Here is a 625-nt window from a genome sequence, read left to right as displayed (position 1 = left end):
CAGTTGAGCACAATAGGATATATCCYTGAGAAGGAATTGTATCCACGCCCAACAGGCATTCCTTATCTGCAAATTTCAACCTCCAATTTGTAATGACTATAGGATAATCTTTAGTATTGTAAAGTTCAAGATATTCRTAATCCGGTAATCCARCACTAGGTGAGGGATCTGCCATAATTTCATTGATTACCAAATCATGAGCGTGAATTTCATGATAGGTGAATTCTATTAGACTATCCAATACATTTCCACACTCATCTTCCAAATATTTTATTTGCAACCTTTCGGGGATACCATCTTTAAAAGGTTGTTGAAAGATTAGAGCTATTGATTGTGGTGTTTTTAGATCAACTTGACTTATCGCATTTGCTTCCAGAGTATAATTCGAAAGTGTTTTGATACTCAAACTATCCATATACTCACTAAAATTCAGAACCAGCTCATGATCGGAACTAATTTGTATRCTACTTATTACAGCACTCCTGGTATCCGGATTTTCTGCATTAACAGAGTTCTTAAGTCCTGGTGTTCCACCTGTTGTTGAWAKGGARCTCRTCCAGTTCCCAAAAGTACTGCATGTGTTCATCGGATCAATTCGCTCCAAAGACCAACCKCCTTCGCTYTT

1 protein-coding gene is annotated in these 625 nt (G+C 37.4%); it reads right to left on the bottom strand.

The window, feature by feature from the left end; translation table 11 throughout:
* On the bottom strand, positions 1 to 625 hold a 625-nt coding region (locus DLK05_RS16690), incomplete at both ends, for a lamin tail domain-containing protein (RefSeq protein WP_148114122.1).

Source organism: Ancylomarina longa (assembly GCF_003996985.1).
Lineage (GTDB): Bacteria > Bacteroidota > Bacteroidia > Bacteroidales > Marinifilaceae > Ancylomarina_A > Ancylomarina_A longa.
This window is presented reverse-complemented; position numbering and strand designations above follow the sequence as displayed.